General features: G+C 45.8%; 21 protein-coding genes. 9 read left to right on the top strand and 12 right to left on the bottom strand.

Going from position 1 to position 25,850, the window contains the following annotated elements; all coding sequences use genetic code 11:
- Window positions 1-150 precede the first annotated feature (150 nt).
- Genes D9Y29_RS18550 through D9Y29_RS18540 form a run of 3 tightly spaced genes read left to right on the top strand, consistent with a single transcriptional unit; the run spans window position 151 to window position 3,864 of the window.
- Window positions 151-2,325, top strand: a complete 2,175-nt coding sequence (locus tag D9Y29_RS18550) for a glycosyltransferase (RefSeq protein WP_127130993.1) — start codon at window positions 151-153, stop codon at window positions 2,323-2,325.
- Window position 2,326: 1 nt separating this feature from the next.
- On the top strand, window positions 2,327-3,124 hold the full coding sequence (locus D9Y29_RS18545; RefSeq protein WP_127130991.1) for an ABC transporter permease: 798 nt from the start codon (window positions 2,327-2,329) through the stop codon (window positions 3,122-3,124).
- Between the two features lie 2 nt (window positions 3,125-3,126).
- Window positions 3,127-3,864 carry an ABC transporter ATP-binding protein gene (locus tag D9Y29_RS18540; protein WP_127130989.1) on the top strand — a complete coding sequence of 246 codons (738 nt, stop codon included), beginning with the start codon at window positions 3,127-3,129 and terminating at the stop codon, window positions 3,862-3,864.
- On the opposite strand, the gene D9Y29_RS18535 is transcribed toward D9Y29_RS18540, so the two are convergent.
- Together D9Y29_RS18535 and D9Y29_RS18530 are read right to left on the bottom strand one after the other, a co-directional pair.
- Entirely contained in the window at window positions 3,858-5,150 is a 1,293-nt protein-coding gene (locus tag D9Y29_RS18535; protein WP_127130987.1) for an O-antigen ligase family protein, read from the bottom strand. The two genes, D9Y29_RS18540 and D9Y29_RS18535, sit on opposite strands and share 7 nt — an antisense overlap.
- A 31-nt stretch (window positions 5,151-5,181) precedes the next feature.
- Window positions 5,182-5,844: a sugar transferase gene (locus D9Y29_RS18530; RefSeq protein ID WP_164735473.1), complete on the bottom strand. Its 663-nt coding sequence runs from the start codon at window positions 5,842-5,844 to the stop codon at window positions 5,182-5,184.
- Between the two features lie 625 nt (window positions 5,845-6,469).
- Between D9Y29_RS18530 and D9Y29_RS18525 the strand changes: the two genes are divergently transcribed.
- Together D9Y29_RS18525 and D9Y29_RS18520 are read left to right on the top strand one after the other, a co-directional pair.
- Window positions 6,470-8,275: an ABC transporter ATP-binding protein gene (locus tag D9Y29_RS18525; protein WP_127130983.1), complete on the top strand. Its 1,806-nt coding sequence runs from the start codon at window positions 6,470-6,472 to the stop codon at window positions 8,273-8,275.
- A 245-nt stretch (window positions 8,276-8,520) separates the two neighbouring features.
- Entirely contained in the window at window positions 8,521-8,868 is a 348-nt protein-coding gene (locus D9Y29_RS18520) for a DUF983 domain-containing protein (RefSeq protein ID WP_241237979.1), read from the top strand.
- A gap of 4 nt (window positions 8,869-8,872) precedes the next feature.
- Here the strand turns inward: D9Y29_RS18520 and D9Y29_RS18515 are convergent, their stop codons facing one another.
- From D9Y29_RS18515 to D9Y29_RS18485, 7 genes are all read right to left on the bottom strand, one after another.
- Entirely contained in the window at window positions 8,873-9,322 is a 450-nt protein-coding gene (locus D9Y29_RS18515) for a DUF2721 domain-containing protein (protein ID WP_127130978.1), read from the bottom strand.
- A gap of 153 nt (window positions 9,323-9,475) precedes the next feature.
- A complete protein-coding gene (locus D9Y29_RS18510) occupies window positions 9,476-11,911 on the bottom strand; it encodes a TonB-dependent receptor (protein ID WP_127130976.1) in 2,436 nt (811 codons plus the stop codon).
- Window positions 11,912-12,010: 99 nt separating this feature from the next.
- Complete coding sequence (locus tag D9Y29_RS18505; RefSeq protein WP_127130974.1) at window positions 12,011-12,364, bottom strand: hypothetical protein; 354 nt, start codon at window positions 12,362-12,364, stop codon at window positions 12,011-12,013.
- A gap of 55 nt (window positions 12,365-12,419) precedes the next feature.
- Complete coding sequence (locus D9Y29_RS18500) at window positions 12,420-14,252, bottom strand: tetratricopeptide repeat-containing sensor histidine kinase (protein ID WP_127130973.1); 1,833 nt, start codon at window positions 14,250-14,252, stop codon at window positions 12,420-12,422.
- Between the two features lie 91 nt (window positions 14,253-14,343).
- Window positions 14,344-14,988 (bottom strand): response regulator, encoded by a 645-nt coding sequence (locus D9Y29_RS26710; RefSeq protein ID WP_127130971.1) that lies wholly within the window; start codon window positions 14,986-14,988, stop codon window positions 14,344-14,346.
- A 102-nt stretch (window positions 14,989-15,090) separates the two neighbouring features.
- Window positions 15,091-16,677: a DUF1501 domain-containing protein gene (locus tag D9Y29_RS18490; RefSeq protein WP_127130969.1), complete on the bottom strand. Its 1,587-nt coding sequence runs from the start codon at window positions 16,675-16,677 to the stop codon at window positions 15,091-15,093.
- A gap of 36 nt (window positions 16,678-16,713) precedes the next feature.
- Window positions 16,714-18,393 carry a DUF1800 domain-containing protein gene (locus D9Y29_RS18485; protein ID WP_127130968.1) on the bottom strand — a complete coding sequence of 560 codons (1,680 nt, stop codon included), beginning with the start codon at window positions 18,391-18,393 and terminating at the stop codon, window positions 16,714-16,716.
- Between the two features lie 243 nt (window positions 18,394-18,636).
- On the opposite strand from D9Y29_RS18485, the gene D9Y29_RS18480 reads away from it, so the two are divergent.
- Complete coding sequence (locus D9Y29_RS18480; RefSeq protein WP_127130966.1) at window positions 18,637-18,825, top strand: hypothetical protein; 189 nt, start codon at window positions 18,637-18,639, stop codon at window positions 18,823-18,825.
- Between the two features lie 8 nt (window positions 18,826-18,833).
- Window positions 18,834-19,490 carry a hypothetical protein gene (locus D9Y29_RS18475; protein WP_127130964.1) on the top strand — a complete coding sequence of 219 codons (657 nt, stop codon included), beginning with the start codon at window positions 18,834-18,836 and terminating at the stop codon, window positions 19,488-19,490.
- A gap of 62 nt (window positions 19,491-19,552) precedes the next feature.
- Here the strand turns inward: D9Y29_RS18475 and D9Y29_RS18470 are convergent, their stop codons facing one another.
- A complete protein-coding gene (locus tag D9Y29_RS18470; protein ID WP_127130962.1) occupies window positions 19,553-20,731 on the bottom strand; it encodes an acetyl-CoA C-acyltransferase in 1,179 nt (392 codons plus the stop codon).
- A 118-nt stretch (window positions 20,732-20,849) separates the two neighbouring features.
- Between D9Y29_RS18470 and D9Y29_RS18465 the strand changes: the two genes are divergently transcribed.
- Window positions 20,850-21,899: a quinone-dependent dihydroorotate dehydrogenase gene (locus D9Y29_RS18465; RefSeq protein ID WP_127130960.1), complete on the top strand. Its 1,050-nt coding sequence runs from the start codon at window positions 20,850-20,852 to the stop codon at window positions 21,897-21,899.
- A 68-nt stretch (window positions 21,900-21,967) separates the two neighbouring features.
- The gene (locus D9Y29_RS18460) at window positions 21,968-22,786 is read left to right on the top strand and encodes a TerC family protein (RefSeq protein WP_127130958.1); all 819 of its coding nucleotides are present in this window, start codon (window positions 21,968-21,970) and stop codon (window positions 22,784-22,786) included.
- 229 nt (window positions 22,787-23,015) lie between these two features.
- Here the strand turns inward: D9Y29_RS18460 and D9Y29_RS18455 are convergent, their stop codons facing one another.
- Both D9Y29_RS18455 and dnaB read right to left on the bottom strand, forming a co-directional pair.
- Window positions 23,016-23,732 carry an RsmE family RNA methyltransferase gene (locus D9Y29_RS18455; protein ID WP_127130956.1) on the bottom strand — a complete coding sequence of 239 codons (717 nt, stop codon included), beginning with the start codon at window positions 23,730-23,732 and terminating at the stop codon, window positions 23,016-23,018.
- A 12-nt stretch (window positions 23,733-23,744) separates the two neighbouring features.
- On the bottom strand, window positions 23,745-25,331 hold the full coding sequence (gene dnaB / locus D9Y29_RS18450; RefSeq protein WP_127130954.1) for a replicative DNA helicase: 1,587 nt from the start codon (window positions 25,329-25,331) through the stop codon (window positions 23,745-23,747).
- Between the last annotated feature and the right edge of the window lie 519 nt (window positions 25,332-25,850).

Here is a 25,850-nt window from a genome sequence, read left to right as displayed (position 1 = left end):
CTTATGCTCTGCTTTCAGCCCCTGCAGAAAATCATAAAGCTGTAATCTGCACCTATCAATTGAAAATTCTGCTGCATCTGAGAATTAATTCTATTCTCATGAGAAATCTATTTCACTAGAATGTTCAAGAAAACCTGAAAAACTTAATCCATGAAGTATTGGATCTTAACTACCGAGTACCCACCATTCTTTGGAGGAGGCATCAGCACTTATTGTTTTTTTACAGCAAGGATGTTATCGGAAAAGGGGCACAATGTTACTGTTTTTGTTCCTGACTCAACACTTATTGAAGATGTTATCAGCAACTCTGATAATATCAAACTGATCCGCTTTGCAACCAACAGGACCGATAAAGTTTCTGTTCTTGGCAGACAGGCGTACCTAAGCTATGAGTTTGCTTATACAATCGGAGAATATTTGCAGAAGGAGCCAAAGCCGGATATAGTAGAAGTTCAGGACTATCAGGGTATCGGTTATTACCTGCAGCTTTTCAAAACGCTCCAATATGAACATTTCCGCGATCTGTGTATACTTACAACGCTACATTCCACTTCCTATCTTTACCAGCGTGTGAACAGGGAAGCCATTTATAAATTGCCCACTTTCTGGACCGGAGAGATGGAAAAGTTTTCCATTCTCGCCAGTGACATACTGATCTCTCCCAGTCAGTACCTTGTAGACAGGCTGGCCGAGGATTTCCGGATCAACGATAAAGAAGTAATTGTTGTTCCAAATCCAATTCACACAAGCTCTCAACCGCCCCGTCCTCACTTCGAGAGGAATAAGATCGTGTTTTTCGGTAAGATGGTTTATATGAAAGGCGGGTTCCAGTTGATAGAGTACTTCAAAACCTTGTGGGATCAGGGATTTCCACATCCCCTTACCATCATAGGTGAAACAGATTTTATTTTGCATGCAGAAGACATGCCGGCAAGAGAGTATATATATAAGAAGTACAGGAAATACATAGAAAAAGGTTTACTCATATTAACTGGCAAGTTAAGATCTCCTGAGATCAAGAAGTATCTTGAAAAGGCTCATGTTGTGATCATTCCAAGTCTGGTAGACAATCTTCCTTATACTGTATTGGAAACTATGCAGGAAGGGAAATTGGTACTGGCGTCTAGCCAGGGGGGCCATATTGAAGTGATTGAAGATGGTATAGACGGCTTTTTGTTTGACCATAATAGCCCACAGACCTTCTACAATAAGCTTCAGCACATCATTTCCTTGACAAATGAAGAAATTGTAGCTATAGGCAAAAAAGCCTATGAAAAGATCGTAAATGGTTATAATTTCGCAACCATTTACACGCAAAAAATGCGGGTAATTGAAAAATACAGGAACCAGCTCCCTGCAAATTCCAGAACCTTTCCTTATATCAGGCCTATTCCCCTTACTGTACAGCCGGAAAGCCTGAGTATAAATGGAAGCAAGAAGGAGCTCGTCTCTGTTGTTATACCTTATTACAATCTTGGCAATCTTGTAATTGAAACAGTAGATTCAATTCTGCAGTCGACTTACAAAAATCTGGAGATACTGGTAATCGATGACGGGTCAACCAATCCTGAAAGTATTGAAGCGCTGGAACTGTTGAAAAAGAATTATCCGAAGGTTCAGGTGGTGCACAAGCCCAACGGGGGCCTGGCGGCTGCCAGAAATTACGGTGCAGGCTTTGCCAATGGAGAGTACCTGGCCTTTCTGGATGCAGACGATACTATTGACGAGACCTATTATGAAAAGGCCCTGAGAGTATTAAAGCATTATGATAATGTACACTTTGTAGGTTGCTGGTTTAAATATTTTGAAGGTAATACAGGATATTGGGCGTCATTTATGCCTGAGCCACCTTACTTTCTTATTCATAATACAATGAATAGCAGCGCATTGGTATTCAAAAAAGCCTCTTATCTGCAGGCTGGTAATGATCCCAATATGTCATTTCAGGGTATGGAAGATTGGGAATGTATTGTGCATATGACTGCAAAAGGCTTAACTGGAGCGTCATTACCGGAGGCTTTGTTTAATTACAGGGTAAGAAAGGATTCTTTGTTTAGGAGTATTTCAAAGACTCAAACATATTTTCTACATTCATACATTACTAATAAACACAATGACTTCTATTCGAAATATACGGCTGATATAATGAATATCCTGAACACAAATGGTTCAGGAGTGAATATAGATAATCCGACCCTTGAACCCTGGAATGGATCTGTGCCGGCAGTTACGAGAAGTTTCATAAATAGAAGGCTCAGGAAAATTGTTGCCAAAAACTATTATTTAAAAAAGTTCGCTTTAAAAGTAAAAAGACTAATAGAATAGCATGTTTCAAAAACTCATAAAAGACTGGGCCAAAAGCAAAAATAAAATTGAAAGGATCTGGTTACTGGCGAAGATTGAGTTCAAACTAAGATATTACGAGAACAGGCTCGGTCTCTTATGGGCGCTTTTCAAACCGATGATGGATATGGCGGTGTATTACATTGCTTTCAAAACTATCCTGAAAACAGATGTACCCAATTTCGCATCTTATCTTTTCATAGGTTTGATCATCTGGAACTTTTTTATGGAATGTACTACAGGTACTATACAACTTCTATACACGAAAAAATACCTGTATGAATATAGCAACATGAATAAGTTTGAGATCTACCTCTCTACTTTGATGGCTAATTCCATCGGCTTCCTTTTCAATTTCGTAATGTTCCTGCTGTTTTACAACCTGATTGAATTGCAGACCCTGGCGTTTTCACTATCCAATCTGTGGATGCTATTCCTGTTCATAAATCTTTTCATTTTGTCGTTAGGCGTTTCCCTGATACTTTCCAATATTTACATTGTTGCCAAGGACATTTCTCAAATCTGGGTTGCGTTCACCACCTTCCTTTTCTTTCTTTCCCCCATTTTTTATAAGCTGACCACCTTCAAAACATCTTTGCCTGCTTTAGAATTTGCGAACCCTATTGCCGGTATCATAATCAATGCAAGAAGAGTGATGATGGAAGGGCAGACCCCGGACTTCAAGTTGCTGCTGGTTGATTTTGGATACGCGCTCCTATTGCTTTTGATAGGTCTTTCATTATTGAATAAACTGGGTGTTAAGGCAGCCGAAAAATTATAATTATGCTGAACAAAGAACTCGCAATAGAAGCCAGGAATATTAGTAAGACATTCCGCATAACGGAAGATAGTCACAATACGGTTAAGCACAGATTATTCAATCTCTTCACGCCAATGCGGGCCAAACGCGTGGAGGCGATCAAACCGATGAACTTCGATATTTACAAAGGAGAGTGCATCGGTATCCTGGGAAGGAACGGCTGTGGAAAATCAACACTGATCAGGTTGCTCGCAGGTGTTTACCCTATAGATACCGGAGAGATCAATATCAACGGCACTACCTTACTGATGAACCTGGGAGTAGGAATGAGCCACCAATTGACAGCTCGCGAAAATGTTTACGTATCAGCATCGGTACTCGGGCTTACAATTAAGGAGATCGATAAGATCTTCGATAAGATCATCGACTTTGCAGAACTGCGGGAATTTGTTGATACAAAGATCCGATTCTTTTCATCCGGAATGGTTGCCAGACTTGGTTTCTCCATAGCAGTGAATGCTGGTGCGGATATTATGTTCCTGGATGAGATCTTCGCTGTGGGCGATATGAGGTTCCAGGAAAAAGCAGTAAAAGTTTTCGAAAGTAGTTGGATCGCAGGAAAAACCGTTATCCTTGTAAGCCATTCGATGGATGTGATCAAACAGTACTGCAACCGCTGCGCATTCATGAAAAATGGTACTCTTGAATTCTATGGAGATACGCAAACAGCCATAGACATGTATATTTCAGACAATCATTGATCCTGTTTGCGCGTACTAATTATGAAAGTGATCAGGAAACTAAACATATAATTACCCTGACTGCGGTCAATATAAGTTTCAGTGATACAGCCGAATGCAATAGCACCAATAATGCAGGCTCCTACCCAATCCCTGTTCTTAAAACAGTAGGTCAATGGCAGGAATACCCAGGATAGCAGGAATAGCAGCAAGCCAACAAAACCAGTAGACACCAGCACGTCCAAATAAGTATTATGCAAGTTTCGCCTTGTTTCAACTCCCATTACAAATCCATTTCTTTTATACACTTCCAGTAGGTCGTCCATTTTATCACCAAGTCCCGTGCCCAGTATAGGATTAAGCTGAACCAGTTCCCAACCGCATTGCCATACGGCCAACCTGATATTTGCTCCGTTCCATTGACCTTCCTTTACTTCCATATTGTAATGGCTTTCTGCACCCTTATTTGAATATTCATAGTGACGATATCCCAGCTCTCTAAATCGATTGATCGTTTTTGGGAATACACTTACAAGCAATACTCCTCCCATTACTAAGCCTCCAATGACCAATAAACCCAATTTGATTTTTTTGCGGAGGACTATGATATAAATAGCATAGAGAAGGATAGAAGAATACAATAACAGAATAGAGGCCCTGCTTGCCAGTAAAAAATGAAAGATCAACAGGAAAATACAGATAATATAAGTGCCAGTCCGACGTACTGGCCACGCCCCGGTATTTATCAGATAGGCGAGCATAAAAAAAGTAACAGTAAGCAGCATGGCAAAATATGACGATTGCCATGCAAGAGCAGGTCCCGTTAACGAATCATTGTAAAGCCAGGAGGTTTCACCGGTTTTGGCAACATTCATAATCCCAACAATGGTACTAACGATGGATGCCAGCAAGATCACCATGACCCATAGGACCATTATTCTTTTCCTTAAAAGACTCCCAATGCTGATTGTTCCTAATGCAATTGGAAACATGAGTATTGGTAATCGCATCACCAACATTTCTATTGCTTCAGATTTATTATCAGAATACACAATACTTAAAATCTGCAAAAGGAAAAACAGGAGCATCCCAATGATGGCAAACCGGCGACGTAGCAACGCACCTTTCTCGGCCATAGAATTGAACAGGAAACTATAAACGAAGAGCAGCCCGAATAATATATTGTTTACCACAGGCATGCCAGGTAAAAAGAAACTGATCATGAATCCGGCAAACAGGGCATACAATCCCTTTTCTTTGACGGGGATTTGCAGTCCTTCCGGATCTGTCAGAAATATGGATCGCATAAAGAAGATTGAAAACAGATAGGAGCCTTTACTAATTCAGGTTTTTTACCTGAACAGTAGCGGCCCAGTTTGATTTGGGCGCGGGCAGCGCTGGTTGAGAAGCATCTTTACCGGAGAACTTATGCCAGAAAGTACTGGCAGTCTGAGCCGCCGTCTTACGCACAATACGCATGTCTAACCAAAAATTGGCATTACGGATATAAAAGGCATCGAACTGATAACGATGGAAGATGCTCTCGAAATTCTTTGTAGGTCCTCTGAACCCTTTCACTTGTGCCAGACCGGTAATACCAGGTTTCATCATGTTCCTGAATTTGTAATGAGTGATCACGGATGAAAAAACATTACAATCGGCATGCATATGCGGCCTTGGGCCAACCACACTCATCTGTCCTAAGAACACATTAAGGAACTGGGGAAATTCATCAAGATTAGAGATCCGGAGAAAATTACCTACCCTGGTAATGCGAATATCATCTTCAGAAGCCTGACGCGTGTTGGCATATTCATTCACAACCATAGTGCGGAATTTCAAACAGCGGAAGCTTCTTCCGAAACGACCAACCCTGCGCTGTACAAAAAATACGGGCCCGGGAGAGTCCAGCCTGATCAATATTGCAATAATGGGGATCAGCCAGCTAAGAATTCCAACAATCACCAGCAGGGAAAGCACAATATCAAATACCCTTTTCACAATAAGGTAGTTACGCTTTTCTTCTACGTAAGTCCTGAAGGCGACAGTATTACTATTAAATCCGGTTTTTCTTTCAAAGGAATGGACCGGCGAAAAGGACGTTATCATCATCGTAATTAAGGCTTTTCCTCAAATCAGAGGGTCATTCAAAAAATTTCCTACTTACGCCTTGAGGCAGCAAAGTAAACAAATTTTATTTATAACCATAAGACTAAACAGTTCTAAGATATATTTAAAACAATGTTTTCCAACCTGGAAACTCACTCTTCGTGTGACAAAGCGCGCAATCTAAACGTTGCTTGCCGGTATTTATTTTTAAACTGCTTAGCTTTTAACATCCTCTTTGCCCAGGATTGTGTGTATAAAAGCAACATACGTGCCCAAATTCTGTTAATACCATTTTAATGCCTCCAAAATAGCTGGTTCTCAATAAGTATTGATTACACATTGACCATCGTCCGAAAAGATTCATAAAACTTTGGCTAAACAAGACTGCCCCTTGCTTGTTATGATGTAGCGTATTGTTCGGACATTCATATTATCCATGATATATTTGTACAATATTGTAGAATTGTTGATACATCCTGAAGTTATACTCAAAAATTTCCCCAAGCTTTGACAGAATATGAAAATTCTTTTTACCTACCTCAAACCATATAAATGGCTGGTGGCCTTAACCCTTGTTCTGGCAGCCATCAACTCAGGTTTTGCATTAATGGACCCGATCATCTTTGGAAAACTGGTTGACCTTACCAACGATTATCATAAAAACACGGGCAACTATACCTGGAACCAATTCTTCACACAGGCATATAATGGTGTGCTCTGGCTATTACTGGCCAGCATCACTATTGCCATGATCAGCCGCATCGCCAAGAATATCCAGGACTATTTCCTCAATGTGGTGATCCAGAAATTCGGTGCAAAGGTCTTTACCGATGGATTGAAGCATGCCATGAAACTTCCCTACCAGGAGTTTGAAGACCAGCGCAGCGGGGAAACGCTTAGTGTATTGCAGAACGTGAGGACCGATACGGAAAGGTTCATCACCAATTTCATCAATATCCTGTTTGGCGTATTGGTGGGCATTGTGATCGTAATGGTGTATGCTGCCATCAACATCCACTGGACCGTTCCCATTGTGTACCTGGCCGGCATCTTCTTACTGACAACCATCACCAATTTATTGAGTAAGAAGATCAAGGCTATCCAGAAAACGATCGTCAGTCAAACTACCAGCCTGGCGGGCTCCACCACGGAGTCGCTAAGAAATATCGAACTGGTGAAAAGCCTCGGCCTCACCAACCAGGAAGTGGAAAGACTGAACAAGAATACCTACAAGATCCTCGGCCTTGAGCTCACGAAAGTGAAAAAAGTAAGAAGTATCAGCTTTGTGCAAGGCACCCTCGTGAATACGCTTCGACAGGTGATCCTTTTCATCCTGATGTACCTGGTGTACCATCAGCATGGCATAACAGGCGGACAACTGGTGACCATGCAGATCTATTCCTTCTTCATCTTTGGTCCCTTACAGGATATCGGCAGCATCCTGCTCTCCTACCGTGTGGCGGAAGCATCGCTGAATAATTTCAGGGACCTGATGAACAAGAAACCAGAATCGCAACCTGCCAATCCCAAACACCTGGGTAATATCCAGACGCTCGAATTCCAGCAGGTGGCTTTCAAACACCAGAGCGCGCAAACCCGCGCCATTGAAAATATCAGCTTTACTGCAAGGACCGGTGAGACCATCGCATTTGTAGGACCATCGGGTTCCGGTAAGTCTACCCTGATGAAGATGCTGGTGGGACTGTATCGCCCACAGGAAGGACGGATCCTTTACAATGGCATCGACGAGAACAATATAGATTTTGAAGACCTGCGTAACCAGATCGGGTTTGTAACGCAGGACACGCAGTTGTTTTCCGGCACCATCCGCGAGAACCTGCTCTTTGTAAATCCATCAGCATCGGATGAAGACCTGCTCAATGCCCTGAAGAAAGCAGCTGTAACACGTCTGCTTGAAAGAGCAGAAAAAGGATTGGACACCATGATCGGGGAAGGTGGATTGAAATTGTCCGGTGGAGAGAAACAGCGATTGTCCATTGCCCGTGCATTGCTCCGTAATCCCCATCTCCTGATCTTCGATGAAGCCACTTCCTCACTGGATAGCCTGACCGAAGACGAGATCACCAATACCATCAAGGATGTTTCATCCAAAGGCAGTCAGATCACGATCCTGATCGCACACAGGCTGAGTACAATCATGCATGCAGACCGCATTTATGTGCTGGAGCGTGGTGATGTGGTAGAAACGGGCACACACGAGAGCCTTCTGGAAGAGAAGGGTCTGTACTACGCCATGTGGCGCCAGCAGATCGGTGAACGCAAGAAGCCGGTTGCGGCCTCAGAGAACGGTATTACTGCTTAAACAGCGTGTTGCCAGAGGCTGACTAAAAAGGGCGGAGGGCCGCCAGTCGCTCCCCCTCCCGGAGAGTGACTTATATTTGTTCGCCTCCGGCGAACTCAGCGTCGCCGGAGGCGAGCGTGACAAAGGTCAATTTCCTGTAGAAATAAAGTGATTATCTTTGCCGGATTATGAGCAATCAAGTATCCAGGCCAAATTTTTTTTGGAGCATCCTCACTATGAAATGCCCACGTTGCCGACGCGGCAATATGTTCAATAATAAAAATCCCTGGAACCTGAAGAAGGTTTTCGATATGCCGGAAACCTGTCCGGTTTGTGCACAGCGGTATGAAATTGAAGTGGGCTTCTGGTATGGAACAGGCTATGTGAGTTATGCTTTGTCTGTGGCTCTTTCTGTAGCTACCTTCGTAGCCTGGATCGTATTGATTGGCATGTCTGCCCATGATACGCGCTTCTTCTGGTGGCTGGGGATCAATATCTTTTTACTGGTCTTTTTGCAGCCCTGGCTGATGCGATTGAGCCGTGTTATCTATCTCTATTTCTTTGTGAAATACAATCCCAATTACGAGACCGAAGAGCCGGTGAACGAGCTCTGATCCCTTATTTATCTTTTTCTTCTTTACCACGCAGGATCTCCACCAGAAAATTGGTGCGGGTCACTTCTTCTATATCACTGAGCGCTACTTCAAGCGCTTTAGTGGAAAGGAATATTTCGATAAGAGATAACACCAGGCTCACCATAAAAGCAGCGATGCTGATTGCAAAGATCATGTAACTGGCTTCCTCCCAATGCCTGAAGATGCAGTACATACAAGCTACGCAGAAAAGAAAACTAAGCACGCCGAACAGTTGCATCGATCGGATCAACCTGATCCTTACACGTAGATTGCGGATCTGTTGTACGATATGTTTCTCAGCCGGGTCTTTACGATACTGCTCCCGGAGGTTACGGATCAGGCTTGCAAGCGCCAGGAAACGGTTGGTATAGGCCAGCATCAGCAGTGAGATAGCCGGGAAAAGCAGTGCAGGCGTGGTGATAGACAATTCCATGCGGTTGATTTACAACATAAATATACCCAAAAATAAAGCCCCGCAGATTAGCAGAGCTTTATCAATCCTATGAAGATGGGTTAGTAAGTACCCATTTATCAACGAAAATTTTCAGCTTTTATTTTGTCTAACCCGCGGGGGTAGCCGGTTACATCAATGGGTGGTGAAGTTCAGCGGAATGTTCAGCTTCACACTGAAGTTCCTTCCCATCCCAAAAACGCCCATCCTGCCGGTGACTTCATTTTCGGGAGCATACTTCAACCTGCTCAGGTGGCTCTGCCAGGCAATATCCCCAATATTATTGGCAGAAAAGAACAAACTGAACAACACTTTATTCTTACTCACCACATTGCCGCCAAAGCCGGCATTCAACAAAGTGTAGCCGGAAGTTTTGGTTTCGGTATTGTAACCAGTGAAGGGCTCATTCTGCGCGAAGGTATTGTCGAGTTCCGCTTTCACATACAGTTGACTGAAAGTTTTGGATTTGGGAAAGAGGTCCACTTTCACTTCATTGATCAGCCTCGCTGCAGGAATAAAGGGCAGGTTGTTGCTACCGTCCTGGCTTTCGCTGAGGGTACCGCGCACATAGGAGAAGGTATTTTCCAGGTGCAGCCAGTCCAGCGGATGCGGATGAATATCGATATTCATTTCTGCGCCATATAATGTTGCATTGTGCTGATCATACTGGAAGGCGAAAAGCTCATCTCCGTCGGCGATGATGAGTGAATCTCCGCCACCAATGGCCTGGAGCTTTCGCGAATAAATGAAATTCTGTACAGCATTGTAGAAGAGGTTAGCGGCCAGGCTTACATGTGGTGTGGCCAATTCAAGGCCACCGTCTACCTGGAAGCTGGTTTCAGATTTCAGGTTGCGCTGCCCATACTCATACCTGTTAGTTCCTTCGTGTGCGCCATTGCTGGCCAGCTCAGGAATGCTGGGTGCGCGGAAACCACGGGCCACATTGAATTTCAGGGTAAGTTCCTTTGTTGCCCGATAACTGAGGCCGAGGCTGCCTGAAACGTTATCGAATTTCCTTTTGAACTGCTCGAATTTGATACCCCCATCTTCTTCCATTTCTTTTGAATTCAGGGAACGGTGATCATAGCGCAGGCCCCCGCTAATTGTAAGTTTGTTGATCTGTTTTTGGATATAAACGAAGGCGCCGGCGTCAAAAAGATCGTACTCAGGAATGAGCGCTTCTTCTCCTTTATTCTGGTTGTTCTGCTGCATGCCATTCACTCCGATGGATGTTTTCCAGTGGTTCTTTTCAGCGAAATGATATTGCAGGTTGTAATTGATGGTCTTGAGATCGAAATACAATTCCTGTTCTTTGGGATCGAGTACATTTCCGAACTCTTCACGCTGGTTGCGCTGGAAGCCCAGGGTGAAAGTGAGTCGATCATCCCCCAGCCTGAAACTGTTATCGGCAGCCACTTTGAAATGCCTGATGCGCTGACGGGGAATGAAAGGGTCTGTGGAAGTGAAATCATCATGTGTTGCTTCTTCTTCCTCCACTGCACCATCGAGGTCAACAGGCTTGATAAAGCGGCCGGTTGCTGCGTTGCGCTCGCCTTCCACCAATCCTACATGCTGATCGAACATGCTCGCATATACATGCGCGTATCCCCATTGCCTGTTCAGTCCGAGATAACCGCCAAAGGCTTTTTCGTTGAATTTGGAATTGAACACGTAACCATCGTATTTGTTCTTGTAATCTGCTGCTGCTTTATATGAGCCATAGGCGCCCCAGATAAATCCATTCTGGTTACCGCCAAGATCAGCATGGAAGCCGCGCAGGCGGTTATTGCTTTGATAGTTGCTGAACAGGTTTCCCTTGATGGTACCTTCTGCTACAGGGACGATGGAAATGATATTCACCACACCTGCCAGGGCATCGCTGCCATACATGAGAGAAGCTGGTCCTTTGAGTATCTCTGCTTTACTCACATTGTATTCGTCGATCTCGATGCCATGCTCATCGCCCCATTGTTGTCCTTCCTGACGGATCCCATCATTCACGATCACTACCCTGTTGTATCCGAGGCCCCGGATGATAGGCTTGGAAACGGCCGGCCCTGTTGACACCTGAGATACGCCGGGTGTACGGCTCAATGCATCGATCAGGTTAGTGGATGCTGCACGGAAGAGTTCATCTTTCTTCACGATATTAACGGGCACGGGTGTGCGCTTCACGGAAGTAGCGGCAGATACGCCGGTAACAGTAACGGCTTCATTCTCCACATAGGAACGCGTGAGGGTGAAATCTTTCTGGGTTACGGCATTCAGGTCGATGGATTCGATCAGCGGCGCATAACCGGTGAAGCTTATTTCCACCAGGTGTTTGCCGCCGGGAATATTCCTGAAACTGTAAATGCCCTGTGCGTTGGTGGTGGCTCCTGTGCGGAGGTCCGGCAGATAAACAGAGGCGCCTGCCAGTGCTTCGCCTGTAACGATATCGGTGATTTTACCTGTGAGACTGGCCCTGTCTTTTACAGGAAAGGCTGCGGGTATATTATCCAGGTTTTGTGCAATGAGAGGTTGGGCGGCTATGCCGGCAATGAATACAATGATCGACAGAACAAATTTCATCTTCGTTCAGATTTTATAGAAATGCTATCGGTAAATAATTAAATACAGATCCGGGTTAACAGATCATGTCAAAATCGATTATACATGCGGGTTAGTGGATCAACCGATGGCAGGCGGCCCCCGAAGACTGAAATAGAAGACAGTTATGGAATGAAGGGAACTGTTAACGGCATCATTGAAGCTGACGAATTCAACAGGCGGCCCTGAGATAGTTAAAGGATCTCCGCTTGCAAAGGGAGATTCCGCTACGTTGTGGTCAGTATCACAATGAAAGCCGCTTTTTACAAATCCTGGTGAATTTGCTATATGATAATTGATATCATCCTCGTGATGAACTATCAGGTCGTGCAGGAGTTTCTTGGGAGTGATGCTGAGCGCAAACAAAAGCAGGAGCAGCGTGCTGATGCTGCGACCGAACCATTGTTTCCTGTCCCTCGAAAAAATTGCCACCATGTTGCAAATATAGAGCATTTGCTTTTAGCGGATCAAAAATTATTGAAGCTATGGATTACTTTCTGAGAATCACGGTGAAAAGTGAACCTTTGCCGGGCTCGCTTTCGCAGCTGATCTTACCATTGATCTCTTCAACGATACGTTTAACAATGCTTAGGCCAAGGCCATTGGAGTTTTCGCCGTCTGTGGGCCGGGAAGAGATCATGCTGTATTTGGAGAAGAGATGAGGCATTTCTTCCTTTTCGATCCCTACTCCTTCATCTCGTACTTTGATACTGATGGCATCCTGTTCTTCATTCACGCTCACCCATACATTTTTGCCGCGGGGTGTGTATTTGATGGCATTAGAAAGGAGGTTTTCGCAGATGCGGCTCACCAGGTGTTTATCGCTGAGGATGTACAATTCTTTTTCAGGAAGTTCAGCATGCAGACGGATCTCTTTCTTATCCGCCATCACTTTGAAATTATCGATCACATCTTCCGTGAGAATGGTGAGATCGAAATTCTCGATGCGCAGTTTGTGATTGCCGATATCTTTTTTCTCCACGTCGAGAATGCGGCTGATCAGTCCTTCACCATAATTGCTGGCCTGTATGATCTTGCTGAGGGCCCGCTGTTGCTCAGCTGATAAGCGTTCCGATTCATGCATCATCAGATTACCCCAGACCTGGATTGTAGCAAAAGGCGTATTGAGATCATGAGAAACGATGCTGATCAGTGAATTCTTTTCGAAGTTGAGCTCGGCCAGTTTATCGTTTTGCTGCAGGATCAACTGGTTGGTGGCCTGCAGGCGCCTGTTCGCATTTCGTTTGATGATAAATGCGATGGCTGTAAGGGCACCGATAATCCCAAATGCCACAGCCAGCAGGGTGATGCCCCTCGCTTTCAGCATTTCTTTTTCCACCTGTTCTTTCAGGATTTTGTTGGCGGCTTCTCTTTCTTTGGCATTGAACCTTTCCTGAAGTTCAGCAATGGTTTGATGGGTATCACCGTTTACGATAGCTGTGTCCAGTTCGTACCAGCTTTTGAGGTGATCGTAGGCGCTGTAATAATCCTCTTTATACTCGGAAAGCTTGGCCAGCATGGCATGGCTATCTGCTTCTTTGCTTTTGGACCCGAGTTTGCGCGCCAGTTCCATGGTCCTTTCTGCATAATAAGTTGCTGAATCGAACTGACGTTTTTCAGTAAAGAGATCGGCCAGGTTGAGCAGATCGATCCAGAGATCTCCTGCATTATTATTGAGCGTGTGCGTGTAGAGATTGCTGCGAAAGTAGGGCAACGCTTCATCATATTTTTTCTCCTTGAAGTTGAGACTGCCCAGGTTATTGTAGGTACTGGTTATGTCTACTGCATGTTCATATGGTTTCCCGATGCGCATGGCTTCGTTGAGCAGGATCCTGGCACTGTCGAATTGCTTCAACTGCATAAAGATCACGGCCAGGTTATTGTAGGTACTTACTACATTATATGTATCACCTTTGAAAGCGGAGAGCCTGGCAGCCTGCTGATAAAAGGATTTAGCCTGTTGGGGCTCTTTAATATTCGAATAAAGTATCGCGAGATCGCTGAGGGCGGAGATCTCATATTCAATGGAACTGAGTTTACGGGCAGCATCAAGCGATTCCAGGTAGAAATGGATGGCGGATTCGTAATTGCTCATCATTTCTTCATAGATCCCTTTGAGGCGGCTGCTGAGCACTTTCCCTTTATTGAAATGCAGTTTATGCGCTTCCTCTTCAATGAAAGCAGCGTAATAGCGGATAGAATCTTTCTTGTCTTCCGAGAAATCGAGACAACGGTCATAGATGCTTTTCAGGCGGGAAGTATCCACCTGTGTAAAGCCAGGCATACTGCCAATAAGGAGAGTGATGAGGAGCCAGGATCTCAAATGATAATTGGGTTGCTTACAGGAAAGATAAGGAATCTGATACCGTTTTGCGGTTGCCAGCAATTAAAATTCCATAAAACGAAAATGCATATCAGTCGATCAGCCGGTTCTTAAGTGCAAATTTTACCAGTCCAACCGTATTGTTCACGCCTAATTTAGCGATGAGGTTCTTCCGGTGGGTTTCCACGGTGCTAACGCTCAGGAATAATTTTTCTGCAATTTCGGAGTTGCTGAATTCCTTGCATATAAGGGTCAGTATCTCGATTTCGCGGCGGGAAAGAATTTCCTCTACCTTCTTGTCTTCGATGGTAATGGTATTACGGAAGTCCTGTTCCGTATCCAGGATATTGATCTCTTTGCTGAAGTATTTCTCTCCGGTGGAGATGGCTTTGAGAGCTTTCTTCAGTTCTTCCATGCTGGCATTCTTCAGGAGATAGCCCTGGATATCGTATTTCACCAACTTATGGATGTAACGGGTGCCTCTCATCAGCGTGAGGTAAAGCACTTTCAAACCGGGCTTGATGGCGCGGATCTGCTTGAGGAGATCCTCTTCCTCGATATCAGGCAGGTGTACGTCGAGCAGCAGCACGTCAATTTCCAGCTCAGGCAATTGTTTCAGCAAATGGCCTCCGTTCATGGCCGTACCAACAACCTGTATTCCTTCTTGTTTTCCGAGTAGCAGGGTCAGACCTTCAAGATATAATTCGTGGTCATCAGTGATAAAAACTTTCACCATAGGATGTAATCAATATGGGGCAATTTAAAACTATTTACCATATGAAAGTAAAAAGCCCTGAAAAGGGCTTAAAGATTATTCGTATTAATATGTTTTAAATATCTATCTCACTTTAAGCATCGACCTTACCTGCTGTATTGTGCCATTCTGAAAACGTGCATAATAAACACCTGCAGGCAGGCCCCTGCTTTCGAATGAAAGCGTGTAGGCGCCGGGGGTATAGACCTTATCTGTGAGAATTTTGGCAACGCGGCCGAGACTGTCCATCACCTGTACCATCGTATGACCGCCTTTGGTTTTGAAGGTAATGCTGGTAGTATCGGTGAACGGATTAGGATAATTAATGATAAGTTGATCGCCGGAATTCCGGATCACATCGTCAAGGCCGGTGGTGGTGCAGGCATTGTTGTAAGCAAGCGGAATGTTCTGGAAATTTTTCAGCATGATGGTTTGCAGGTCTGTTTCTTTCACACAGAACCATTGACTGAGCAGGGAAGCGTAAATGCTTCTGAAATCATATTGGAAAGGTACATTGTCGTTCACCGAAGTGCTGGTTGGAATATTGGGATTATTGCCTACGATGCCTGGGCGGACATTCTTGCCGAATACGAAAACAGGTGCGGCGGCTCCATGGTCTGTTCCAAAACTGCCATTGGACTTGATGCGTCTTCCAAACTCGGAGAAGGTCATTCCGATCACGCGATCATCCACTCCGAGACCTTTACAATCATCCATGAATGCTTTGATGGCGTTGGAAAGATTGCCAAGCAATGAAGCGTGCATTCCTGTGGTGGTATCTTTTTCTTCCACCTGGCCTCCATGCGTATCGAATCCGCCGGTGCTCACCATATAGATCCGTGTTTTCAATCCACCTTTTATGAGCCTTGCTACAATTTTCAATTGTTGAGCCAGGTCATTATTACCCGGGTAGCTACCCTGTGCCGGAACACGCCTTGCTGCTGCGCGGATAACAGTGGAGTATCTTTCCGTTTGCCCTGCAATAAGGCGGATATATTTCAGTTCCTTACCCCATGGGGTATCCGGAACGGGATCCTGAATGTCTTCGAGAAAATCATAAAAGCTATTGGGATCGCTGATATTCATGGCCATGTTCATAGTGGGCCCTTGTAAGGCCAGCGCCGCCACGGCGCCAATCTGAATGGCCAGCGGGTCCGGCATCTGCGTATTGGGGTACCCGTTAGGATAGTTGGGAAACTCATTGGCGAGATACCTGCCCGTCCAACCAGTAGTAAGCACCTGTTCTGAATCAGAGCCGCTCATCCAGATATCCGTGGCGCGGAAATGCGAGAAGTTGGGAGTTGGATAACCCACTGCCTGAACGATGGCCAGTTGACCTTCGTTGTAAAGGCTTTGCAGGCCGGCCATGGATGGATGCAAACCTGTTTTTACCACCCCGTTAAGGGTAAGAACTTTATTCTGGGGGATAGCGATATTCTTTCTTGCATTCTGGTAACCTGCATAGAACTCAACTGGTATCACCATATTCAATCCATCATTACCACCATTGAGCTGGATCAGTACCAGTACCTTATCTGTTTCGGTGGTAGCGAGTAAAGACCGGATCAAAGGCGAAGAGCCTGTATATGCTTTAACAGAAAAACCTTTGAAAAGACCGGGCAGTGTAATGGCTGCCGGCAAAGTTTGGGAAAAGAATTCTCTGCGTTTCATAGAAAATTGGTTGTTCCTGCCGGGCAGGCGGTTGGGTTAAGCTAATTGGTATTCAGCCAGGTTCATGAAATATTTGTACAATGCCTGAAGCCGGAGGTGAACTACTTCGTGCTTCACCATATTGGCAGGATCTGCTTTGTAGGCATTCCATGCATTGCTCCAGTAATAATCCTGGGTTTGGCCGGTAAGCAGGATGGCATTCTTGATGATGGTTTTGGAAGCATCGGATAAGGGTACCCGGTAGATTAAGCTCAACACATCATTGATCAGTACATCCGGGTTCACTGCATTGGGTAATGTGTTGGTGAACTCCACGGGATCGATCCTTAGTACCTGACCATTCCTCATATAGCCGGGGCCAATCAATACATCTGAGAAAATATTCCTTTTTGGCAATGTATCCGAATTGATCCAGGCTTCATGGAATTGCGGGATCTGGTAGTAGGCCGGCCACCCTGATACTCCGGGAGGATCGCCGGGATTCAGCTGCATTTCGGCTGATTGAAACCTTACAAAGTCCAGCAAGCCGTAATAAGCTTCATAGTCAGTTGCCGAAGGGAACTGCACATTGAATTCACGGCAGAGGCCAATGGTTAGATCAAGCGGGCTCTTGATCAGGCAACCCTGTGAAAGCACATCAAAAAAATGTTCACTTTTGAAAAGGCGTTCGAGCACTGGTTTCACTTCCCAGTTGCTGTTGCGGAACAGTTGAGCCAATGGTTTTATCACATTGGTTTCCGTATTGGCATCGATAGTATAGTAAACGAAATAACGGTAGAGTTTTCGCACCATGAATTCTGACACTTCCACATTCTTATTGAAGATCATGGTGAGGAGATCGTCCAGCTCAGCTTCACCTGCATTGGCGTCGCTACGGCCGGCGATGGTAGTGCCGCCATAGAAGGACGAAAAGGTTTTGCTGCCTGTATCATGGCGATTAATATCGAAGAAAACTTCATCGGTTTCTTCATTGATGCACCATCCGGTGAGCACACGTGCGGCAGTGATCACATCAGGTTCGGTATAGTTTGGGTTGTTTTCTTTTCCCAGTGTAAAGAGTTCCTGTAATTCACGGGCATAGTTCTCGTCAGGCGCCTCTTTTCGGCTAAGCATGCCATTGAGATAATTGAGCATGGCGAGATCGATAGTCACCCCTCGAACCAATTCCTTGAAATTGCCTGTGGCATAACGTCTCAACAACAGATAGTGACGATAAGCGTAGATACCCACTTTGTAAAATCCGGTCTCGGTTGCAAAATGATTATGCCAGAAGAGAGTCATCTTTTCACCAATATTCCTGTCCTGGTTGATCATGAGGGAGGCCCACCATGCTTTCCAGCTGATGATCCTGTTGTAGTTCGCCTGTCCGTCATTGGTATGCGTGTTCACCCAGGTAGACCCGATGGGGATGGCGCAATCAGGATCGGCAGGGTTGATATCTTCATTGGTATATCCTTTCACCGGAGGTGGGGGAACTGTGGCTGGTACGTTCAAAAGTGTGTCCACAGCGGCATCCATGGTCATGGCGGAGAAATAGTCAACATCAGTTTTTTTGGCCCCGAACATGGTCCTTTTGAGCAGGTGTACTACTTCATTGGTGGTCCAGGGACCCGTATAAGGGTTCAGACCTGTTGTGATCTGGCGGAGCCCGCCGAATGGCGAAGCGGCAGGAGCATTGGTTTTTGGTTTCAGGGCGAAGAATGACCTTCTATCCATACGGTTGTTTTTGGGGTAAGCAGTTAACGTTATTTATGCTCAAAAATGTTGCCATATGGTAGAAAAAGCTCAGCAACAAGTAAAAATTCACGGAAAATCGTAATAATACGGAGTGGTGCGAAAAGCGTGTTTCGACAGGGATTTTAAGGAATAAGGAGTTCGTGGGGATGTTGACGTGAGAAGAGGTGAGAGAAAAATTATATTCGAAAGAAATTGTAATTTAGAGTGATTAAATTTTCTCTTATGTATACATGGACAGACGAAGAAATTGCAAACTATCAGCGAATGATGGATTTAGCGGTAAGTCTGAGCGAGAGGAAATTAACTCGTGAAGAAGCTCTGCAGGGATTGATTAATGCAGGCATCCTTGACGAGAATGGTAACTACACAGAACCTTATAAAATCCTCGAACAGTACTCCGCTTCTAAATAGCGGATTATATGTATGATTTTAAATCGAACCTGGTGCTCGGTTTCCACGGTTGTGAAGCTGCAGTCCGGGATGAGTTATTAATGTACCCCGATAGAGTAAAGATCAGTAAGCAGCCATTCGACTGGCTGGGACATGGGCTATATTTCTGGGAAAATAATTATGAAAGGGCCTGGCAATGGGCACTGAGCAAACAAGCCCGCAACACTATACGTGAGCCCGCTGTTTTAGGTGCAGTGCTTCAGTTAGGTTATTGCTGCGATTTCCTGGAAAGCCAGTACATAGATTTATTGTCTAAGTATCACAAGGGCATGGTAAACTATTATCTATCGAGTGGAACACCTTTGCCTGTTAACAAAGACGCGAAGGGTGATCTACACAAGGATAAGCTGTTACGTTATCTGGATTGTGCTGCTATCGAATTTATGCACGATAATCTTAAGAGTCAAAATCCGGATACTACTTCTGTTGCGCTGCCCGGCTTTCCAGTTTTCGATTCGGTACGCGGCGCCTTTGTTGAAGGCGGGCCTGCCTTTGAGGGGTCCGGCATCTTTTCCAAAACACATATCCAAATCTGTATCAGAAATCTTAATTGCATACGTGGATTCTTTAAACCACAGAAACGGGGCAATCAAAAAGATTGTTTTTTGTCCAATCAACCGGATTAAATTTCCCGCACAAAAAAAGCCTCCGGCTTCACCGGAGGCTTACACTCATTTATTGCAATCGCTTAACCGATATTCTCAATAATCCCTGCAATCCCCTGTCCGCCGCCAACACAGGCAGTAACAATGCCATATTTCTTGCCCAATCGTTTCATATCATTCGTTATCTGGATAGTGAGCTTGGCGCCTGTACATCCCAAAGGATGTCCTAGCGCAATTGCGCCTCCATTGATGTTCACGATATCCGGATTGATGCCCAACTTACGGACCACGGCCAGCGCCTGAGAAGCGAAGGCTTCATTCAACTCCACCAGGTCTATCTGGCCTAGATTCATATTGGCCTGCTTCAACACTTTAGGAACTGCTTCCACCGGGCCGATACCCATGATACGGGGATGCACACCTGCTGAAGCACAGGCAACCAGTCGCGCAATAGGTTTCAATCCCAGCTGGTTCACCAGCCTTTCACTCATCACTACCACAAAAGCGGCTCCGTCGGAGGTTTGAGAAGAGTTACCGGCCGTTACGGTACCATTTGCAGCAAACACTGGCTTCAATTTACCTAATGCTTCCATACTTGTATCAGGACGTGGCCCTTCATCGGTATCCACAACATAGCTTTTTACAGCGCGCTTTCCTTTTTCGTTCACATACACCTGCTCAACATTGATGGGCAGGATGCCACTTTTGAAATAACCATTCCTGATAGCATTGATAGCTTTCTGATGGCTTTGGTAAGAGAAAGCATCCTGGTCTTCACGACTCACTTCATATTCTTTGGCCACAGCTTCTGCCGTCAGGCCCATACCCAGAAAATAATCAGGTTCATCTTTCGCGATGGCATAAGAAGGAACAGGTTTCCAACCGGATGTAGGCACCAGGCTCATACTTTCAGTTCCACCGGCAACAATACACTCGGCCATTCCTGTACGGATCTTGGCCGTAGCAATGGCGATGGTTTCCAGGCCGGATGCACAATATCGGTTCACTGTCATGCCCGGCACTTCAATGCCCAATGCTTTGGCGGCAATCAAACGCCCCACCTGCAATCCCTGCTCCGCTTCGGGAACCGCATTGCCCACAATCACATCATCCACCATTTTAGGCTCCAGTCCAGGCACAGAAGCTACCAGCGATTTGATCACTTCAGTGGCCAGATCATCCGGACGATAAAAACGGAATACCCCCCGTTTGGATTTACCAACCGCAGTACGATAGCCTGCTACGATATATGCTTCCTGCATAAAATATGTTTAAATGATTCATTAGTTGTTTATGCAACCTTCTGTATCAAAGTTAATGATCCATTTTCTTCCCGCCAAATAGCTGTCCATTAAAGTTGCATTATCTTCGCACCCCAATATGTACCAGTTAATTCGCAAATTACTATTCCTTTTCGATGCTGAAAGTGTGCATTATTTTGCCATGAACACCTTCAAACTTGGGTGTCGCATCGGCTTCATCCGCAAAATGCTGACAGCCTCTTTCAAACCCGCATCTGCAAACCCTGCCACTGTATTTGGACTTCATTTCCCCAACCGTATCGGCCTCGCCGCGGGATTCGACAAGAACGCGCTCTTCCTCAGTGAACTGGAAGTGATGGGCTTCGGCTATGTGGAGATCGGCACCGTTACGCCACTGCCGCAAGCCGGCAACGATAAACCCAGGCTTTTTCGTTTACCGAAAGACAAGGCACTGATCAACCGCATGGGCTTCAACAACGATGGCGTAAAAGTAGTTACTGCAAGATTGAAAAAATGGAAAGAGCAACATGCTTCTTCTCCCCTGATCATCGGGGGCAATATCGGTAAGAACAAAGTAACGCCCAATGAAGATGCCTGGAAGGATTACGAGATCTGCTTCAGGGAACTTTATGATGTTGTGGATTATTTTGTGGTGAACGTGAGCTCGCCCAATACACCGGGCCTGCGTGCTTTGCAGGAAAAAGATTCTTTGCACAAGATCCTTTCGCATTTGCAGACCATCAATCACCAGCTTACGCCATCCGGCGCTGAGGCCAAACCGTTATTACTGAAGATTGCCCCGGACCTGACCGTTGAACAGATCGATGATGTGGTAGACCTTGCGCTTGAGATCCAACTGGACGGACTGGTAGCTGCCAATACCACTATCAGTCGGGATAACCTGCAAACACCCGCCAGCACCCTGGAAGCCATCGGCGCCGGCGGTCTCAGTGGAAAGCCCCTGCTGACTCGTTCTACGGAAGTGGTACGCTATATTTGTGAGAAGACGGGCGGAAAGATCCCCGTGATTGGATCAGGTGGTATCTTCACCGGCGAAGATGCAGCCGCCAAAGCCGCTGCAGGCGCAGTGATGGTGCAGATCTGGACCGGCTTCATCTATGAAGGTCCCGCTATCGTGAAAAAGATCAGCAGCAAATGGAAAGCATAGATCAACTGTAACAATCAGCAGCCAACCACTACTAATTTACTTTCAGTTCTTAAAACTTTGATCCGCTCATGGAGCAGTTATTTACGATCGACGCACTGATCAGTTTATTAACACTTACTACACTTGAAGTTGTGCTTGGTATCGACAACGTGATATTTGTGTCGATACTGATGGGACGGATGAGCAAGGACCAACAGCTCAAAGCCCGCCGTATCTGGATGTTTGCCGGCATCACAGTTCGTATCCTTTTACTGATGGCCATCGGTTGGCTGGTGAAGAACGGTAACTCGGAATTGTTTGGTTTCGATATCAGAGGTACGCATGTGGCATTCAACCTGCGCAACTGTATCATGTTTGTGGGTGGTCTTTTCCTGCTATATAAAACAGTGAAAGAGATCCACCACAAGCTGGAGGGCGATGAAGAATCGCTCAATCCCAAGAATAACAAGCCGGCTTCTTTCGGTTCATTGATCGCGCAGATCATTGTGATCGATATGGTGTTCTCGTTCGACAGTATCATTACGGCAGTGGGCCTTGCGCGCATTGTTCCGGTGATGATCATTGCAGTGATCATCGCGATGATCATCATGTTCTTCTTTGCAGACAAGATCAGCAATTTCATCCATCAGCATCCCACACTGAAAATGCTGGCGCTTGCCTTCCTGCTGATGGTTGGCTTTAGTCTTTTCTTTGAAGGCCTGGAACCTGTACACCATAGCCATATCGATAAAGGATATATCTACTTTGCGATGGCATTTTCCTTTGGTGTGGAGTTACTCAATATGTGGATGCGCAAGCGCGAGAAGAAAAAGAAACCGGTGGAGCTGCGCGAACCAAAGTTGAAAGAGAACAGTCCGGCAGGAACGAATGCAAGCAGGCAACATTGATCAGATAATTATTCAGGATAGAAGCGGGGCTTATGGCTCCGCTTTTTTGTTGGGGCATGGTAATTAATCAGAGTGTTGCTGATTAATCAGAGGGCGGCTGATTAATTAGAGGGCGGCCAATCGCTCGCCTCTGGCGAGTGATTTCTATTTGATCGCCTCCGGCGATCCTTCGCCAGAGGCGAAGAAATACAAGTCACTCGCCAGAGGCGAGCGACTGGCAACTGCGAAATTATTGGATACAAAGTAATGTAGCAGCCACCACGCCCGCTGTTTCAGCGCGTAAGCGGGTATCCCCCAACGTTACAGGAGTGAACTTATGGTCCAGCGCCAGCTTGATCTCAAGCGGAGTGAAATCCCCTTCCGGACCGATCAGAATAAACTGTGAAGATTGATTGAAGTCGACGGCCGATGCAAGGGATGTCTTCTGAGTTTCCCCGCAATGCGCAATGAATCTCTGTGCCGCCAGCACTGTATCTTCCAGGCGGAAGAGCTGTTCATAGTGAACAGGCTGATGCAGTACAGGCAACCAGGATTGCTGACTTTGCAGCATCGCGCTGATGAGGATATTATCGAACCTTTCTTTTTTGAAATGCTGTTTTTCTGTTCGGTCGCAGATCAATGGAATGATCTCGGTTACACCGATCTCTGTTGCTTTCTCCATGAACCATTCAAACCGGCTGGCATTCTTCAAGAGGGAAATTGCGATACTGATCTTTCTTGCGGGAGCCGGACTAACGGTGGTGCTTAACGCTTTTACGATACATTTCTTCTTATGTGCTTCAGCGATGATCACCAGGTGGAGATTGCCTTTGCCGTCTGCCAGTTGAAGATGCTCGCCATTATCCATACGAAGCACCTGTACAATATGCTTTGAAGTTTCCTCCGGCAATTGCACCAGTTCGTTCACTGTTACAGGTTCTGCGTAAAAGAAGATTGGCAAACTCATAGGAGCAGCAACTTAAAAGGGAGAATCATCATCATCTCCGAAAGGCATATCATTCATTTTACTACCGGCCTGGATATAAAGTTTGGCTCCGCCGCCATCCTGGCCTTGTGCGCCGCCACCGCCGCCATCAGTAGGTACAGGCCTCCAGCTACCACCACCACCTCCGAGGCCACCGAAATCGTCTTCCTCCATTTCCACGAACTTCTGAATATGAAGCTGGGCGCGGAGTTTGATTGTTTCGAGCGAACCGTTACGGTGCTTCGCGATACGTACGTGCGTTTCACCTTTATTGCTCTCTCCCATTTCATTGGAAGTGATATCGTAGTACTCAGGACGATAAATGAACATTACCATGTCCGCATCCTGCTCGATGGCGCCCGATTCACGAAGATCACTCAACTGTGGCATCTTGTTTCCTTCCTTTCTGGTTTCCACCGCACGGCTTAACTGGGACAGTGCAATGATCGGGATCATGAGCTCCTTCGCCAGAGTTTTCAGGTTCCGGGAGATGGTGCTGATCTCCTGTTCACGGTTCACGTTCTTACCACCGCCACCACTCATGAGCTGGAGGTAGTCGATGATGATCATACCGATATTGTGTTTGTTCTTGAGACGGCGGGCTTTGGCTCGCAGCTCAAATACGTTGAGGGCCGCTGTATCGTCGATGTAAATGGGCGCCTGCGCCAGTTTCTGGATACCCTTGGCATAGAGCTGTTTCATTTCATGCTCTTCCATTTTACCACGGGAAATCTTTTCGAGCCAGATCTCACTTTCGGCAGAGAGGATACGTTGTACCAGCTGTGCCGAGCTCATCTCAAGGCTGAAGAAGGCGACAGGGATCTGCTTGCTGCTGAGCGCCGCATTACGGACAAGGTTAAGCGCGAAAGCGGTTTTACCAACCGCAGGACGGGCGGCGAGGATGATCAGGTCCGAAGGTTGCCAGCCGTAGGTTACTTTGTCCAGTGAAGGAAATCCACTGGGCACACCTGTGATATCTTCCGTACGGTGACGCATATCTTCTATACGCTGCACGGTTTTCACCAATACAGAGTCGATACTGTCGAAATTCTTACGAAGGTGATTGTTGGTGATCTCGAAGAGCTTGCTCTCTGCTTCATCCAGGAGATCGAAAACATCCGTACTGTCTTCATAGCTGTCGCTGATGATCTCTCCGCTGATGCGGATCAGCTCACGCTGGATGAATTTCTGGAGGATGATACGGGAGTGCGCTTCAATATTGGCGGAGGAAACTACGGCATTGGTAAGACGGGTAACGTAATACGGTCCGCCAACCATTTCCAGTTCCACTTTGCTTTTCAGCTCTTCTACCACAGTGAGGATATCGATAGGCTGGTTCTTTTGCTGGAGGCTTTGCATGGCCCGGTAGATACGCTGGTTGGCATCCAGGTAAAAGCACTCAGGTTTGAGGATCTCAATAACGGTATCGAAAGCGCTTTTTTCCAGCATAATGGCGCCAAGGACAGCTTCTTCAAGGTCTTTGGCCTGCGGGGGTACTTTGCCATATACCATCGTGCTCAGGTCCAGGGAACCTTTGCGCCGATTGTTCTTTCGGTCTTTATTAAGGTTTGTCAAGTCCATTCAAGAGGGTCAATAATAAGTTAAACACATTGGTTAGAGCAGCCGTTTCGGGCAGTTTTTCCAGGTATAGGGCGTAAAAAGGGCGTCACATTAATTGGGGTGACCAACCAATGACTTGCGGGTTAGTTTCCAGCCTTGTTGTTACGAAAATGTTACTACAGGGTTATCGCAATGTTACCGCGTCAGTCAGGAGGGCGAATATAAACCCCTCCATCGTCCCGAAAAAAATTTTTTCCGATCTATATTTCATCACCCGCAATCCACCTGTATACCCACAGGATTTGATGGGTTATCCACACCGATGCTGGACCTATCCCCAATTTACAAAAGTTTGGCACCCGTTCCCAAAAGAAATTCACACAGCCTGTGCGAAAGAAAAAGGGCCCTGAAATTTGGTAAAAACATGCAATAATCAAGATGTAGCAGGGGGTTGTTTTAGCAGGTTTCCGGCTATAAAAAAACCCGATGCAGTGCGGGTTTGCGGACTGCTGCAGAGCTGAAAGCGGTACCGCGAAAGTA

It is taken from the genome of Pseudoflavitalea rhizosphaerae (genome assembly GCF_003991355.1).
Taxonomy (GTDB): domain Bacteria; phylum Bacteroidota; class Bacteroidia; order Chitinophagales; family Chitinophagaceae; genus Pseudobacter; species Pseudobacter rhizosphaerae.
Note: the sequence above shows the minus strand (reverse complement) of the source record. Positions and strands in the feature narration are given on the sequence as shown.

Excerpts from the sequence above, each read along its gene's own strand:
- D9Y29_RS18550 (WP_127130993.1), top strand. The coding sequence starts at position 151 with ATGAAGTATTGGATCTTAACTACCGAGTACCCACCATTCTTTGGAGGA.
- D9Y29_RS18535 (WP_127130987.1), bottom strand. The coding sequence starts at position 5,150 with ATGCGATCCATATTTCTGACAGATCCGGAAGGACTGCAAATCCCCGTC.
- D9Y29_RS18510 (WP_127130976.1), bottom strand. The coding sequence starts at position 11,911 with ATGAAATTTGTTCTGTCGATCATTGTATTCATTGCCGGCATAGCCGCC.
- D9Y29_RS18545 (WP_127130991.1), top strand. The coding sequence starts at position 2,327 with ATGTTTCAAAAACTCATAAAAGACTGGGCCAAAAGCAAAAATAAAATT.
- D9Y29_RS18485 (WP_127130968.1), bottom strand. The coding sequence starts at position 18,393 with ATGGATAGAAGGTCATTCTTCGCCCTGAAACCAAAAACCAATGCTCCT.
- D9Y29_RS18490 (WP_127130969.1), bottom strand. The coding sequence starts at position 16,677 with ATGAAACGCAGAGAATTCTTTTCCCAAACTTTGCCGGCAGCCATTACA.
- D9Y29_RS18460 (WP_127130958.1), top strand. The coding sequence starts at position 21,968 with ATGGAGCAGTTATTTACGATCGACGCACTGATCAGTTTATTAACACTT.
- D9Y29_RS18465 (WP_127130960.1), top strand. The coding sequence starts at position 20,850 with ATGTACCAGTTAATTCGCAAATTACTATTCCTTTTCGATGCTGAAAGT.
- D9Y29_RS18480 (WP_127130966.1), top strand. The coding sequence starts at position 18,637 with ATGTATACATGGACAGACGAAGAAATTGCAAACTATCAGCGAATGATG.
- D9Y29_RS18540 (WP_127130989.1), top strand. The coding sequence starts at position 3,127 with ATGCTGAACAAAGAACTCGCAATAGAAGCCAGGAATATTAGTAAGACA.
- D9Y29_RS18470 (WP_127130962.1), bottom strand. The coding sequence starts at position 20,731 with ATGCAGGAAGCATATATCGTAGCAGGCTATCGTACTGCGGTTGGTAAA.
- D9Y29_RS18455 (WP_127130956.1), bottom strand. The coding sequence starts at position 23,732 with ATGAGTTTGCCAATCTTCTTTTACGCAGAACCTGTAACAGTGAACGAA.
- D9Y29_RS18475 (WP_127130964.1), top strand. The coding sequence starts at position 18,834 with ATGTATGATTTTAAATCGAACCTGGTGCTCGGTTTCCACGGTTGTGAA.
- D9Y29_RS18520 (WP_241237979.1), top strand. The coding sequence starts at position 8,521 with ATGTTCAATAATAAAAATCCCTGGAACCTGAAGAAGGTTTTCGATATG.
- dnaB (WP_127130954.1), bottom strand. The coding sequence starts at position 25,331 with ATGGACTTGACAAACCTTAATAAAGACCGAAAGAACAATCGGCGCAAA.
- D9Y29_RS18515 (WP_127130978.1), bottom strand. The coding sequence starts at position 9,322 with ATGGAATTGTCTATCACCACGCCTGCACTGCTTTTCCCGGCTATCTCA.
- D9Y29_RS18525 (WP_127130983.1), top strand. The coding sequence starts at position 6,470 with ATGAAAATTCTTTTTACCTACCTCAAACCATATAAATGGCTGGTGGCC.
- D9Y29_RS26710 (WP_127130971.1), bottom strand. The coding sequence starts at position 14,988 with ATGGTGAAAGTTTTTATCACTGATGACCACGAATTATATCTTGAAGGT.
- D9Y29_RS18505 (WP_127130974.1), bottom strand. The coding sequence starts at position 12,364 with ATGGTGGCAATTTTTTCGAGGGACAGGAAACAATGGTTCGGTCGCAGC.